The organism is Streptomyces sp. NPDC006208, from assembly GCF_040613775.1.
In the GTDB taxonomy this organism is placed as follows: domain Bacteria; phylum Actinomycetota; class Actinomycetes; order Streptomycetales; family Streptomycetaceae; genus Streptomyces.
In genome coordinates, this window is sequence record NZ_JBEXSW010000136.1 from 1 (window position 1) to 1,426 (window position 1,426).

The 1,426-nt window shown below is 63.7% G+C and carries 1 protein-coding gene and 2 pseudogenes; all 3 read right to left on the minus strand.

From position 1 onward, the window contains the following. Positions 1-275 (minus strand): annotated as a pseudogene (locus tag ABZ208_RS39045) (hypothetical protein); the annotation flags it as partial. 150 nt (positions 276-425) lie between these two features. Next, entirely contained in the window at positions 426-659 is a 234-nt protein-coding gene (locus ABZ208_RS39050) for a hypothetical protein (RefSeq protein WP_328397208.1), read from the minus strand. Beyond that, positions 659-1,426, minus strand: a pseudogene (locus ABZ208_RS39055) (hypothetical protein); the annotation flags it as partial. The gene ABZ208_RS39050 and the pseudogene ABZ208_RS39055, both read right to left, overlap by 1 nt.

The window sequence follows — 1,426 nt, forward strand, 5'->3', positions numbered from 1 at the left end:
CTCCCGTACGCATCGAACGGCACCAGCACAGCAGTACGCCGGAATTCACCCAGCAACGCAGCAAACTCACGCCTTGCCACGGCCAGTTGATCGTCCGGCGTCAGCGGTTCGGAGTCTGGGGCGGCAACGTCCGGATGTGCCTCCGGTGAGGCTGCGTCCAGCGGCGCGTGCTCCGACGGCGCGTCCAGCGGTGTGTCCTCCGACGGTGCATCAGCCAAGTCGGCCAGTTTTGAACGCTGTTCGGGCCTTGTTGTTTCATCCCCGTGATCGGCCATGGCCGAGATGCTGCCATGGTCACCTTCCCGACAGCAACGGGCTAATCCGGGCATCCATTGTCATAAGTGGTGTGCTGGGTGACACAGTTCTGTACCAGGCCGGCTTCCGGAGCCGTGCCGTGCGTCAGGACGTCCGCCCCGCGCCGCACGTCAGCTGACGCTCATCCCGCGGTCGGGCCACTCTGACGTCTCGTCATACATGGCATTGATCTTCCGGGAGGCCTTGAGGAAGGCATAGTTGATTTCGCCGTCGACGGGTCGCGGTCTGCGCGTCCTGGTGTCCATGAGGAGTCGATGCGGCGGATCCTCCGTATCGAAGCCGTACATGTACTCCACCGAATCGACCGACTCGGAGACCTTGCGGAAATAGACGAGCGAAGCCATTACCATTCACCTTCCAGGTCTTCCCGCTTGAACAGGGGGACCTTTTCTTCCCAATTGTAATTACTGTTCGCGTGGCGGTGCGCCTCCTGGTAGGTCGATCCCGGATTGTCGCGGAGGTATCCGAGCTCGGCGATCTCGTGCTCCAGGAGAAGATGGTCTTCCGGGAGTGCGTTGCCGGACCGTAGCCGGATCCACGCATCCGCGATCTCGGCGTCCGCGTCGAACTTCCGCACCACGACCTTCCCCGTCTCCGGGTCGACGATGGGATGCTCGGTGTCGAAGACGTGCTTCTTCACCGAAGCGATCTCTTCTTCCGAGAACCCCGTCGACCCGTCGCCTCGCTCCACATGGCGGGACTGCTCGGATATCGAGGACACGTCACGAGAGTCCTTCATGAAGCTTTCGTAGGCTTCCTCCGCCCAGCGGGTCTGCGCAGGGTCGTCCAGGAGGTCTCGCGGGCGTCTTCGGGCCCCGGTCATCCACTCGTCCGGCACTCTCACGGCCCCGCCGGGGCCGGGAAAGCCGTGTCGCATGCCTGCGCGGAGGCCGCCTCGTAGGAGTCCTGAGCCTTTGGTGCCGGCGGCTTCGGGTATGAGGCGGCCCCAGAATTCGCTGGGGTCGCTCTTGAGTGTTTCCCAGGCGTTCTTGAGGGCGCGGTCGGGGTTGGCGGCGGTGGAGACAAGGCCGGCGAGCGTCATGTTGACGCCCTTGTAGTACTCGGCCGGGTGGGTCAGGTTGTAGCCGTCGATCGGGTTGATCGAGCGGAC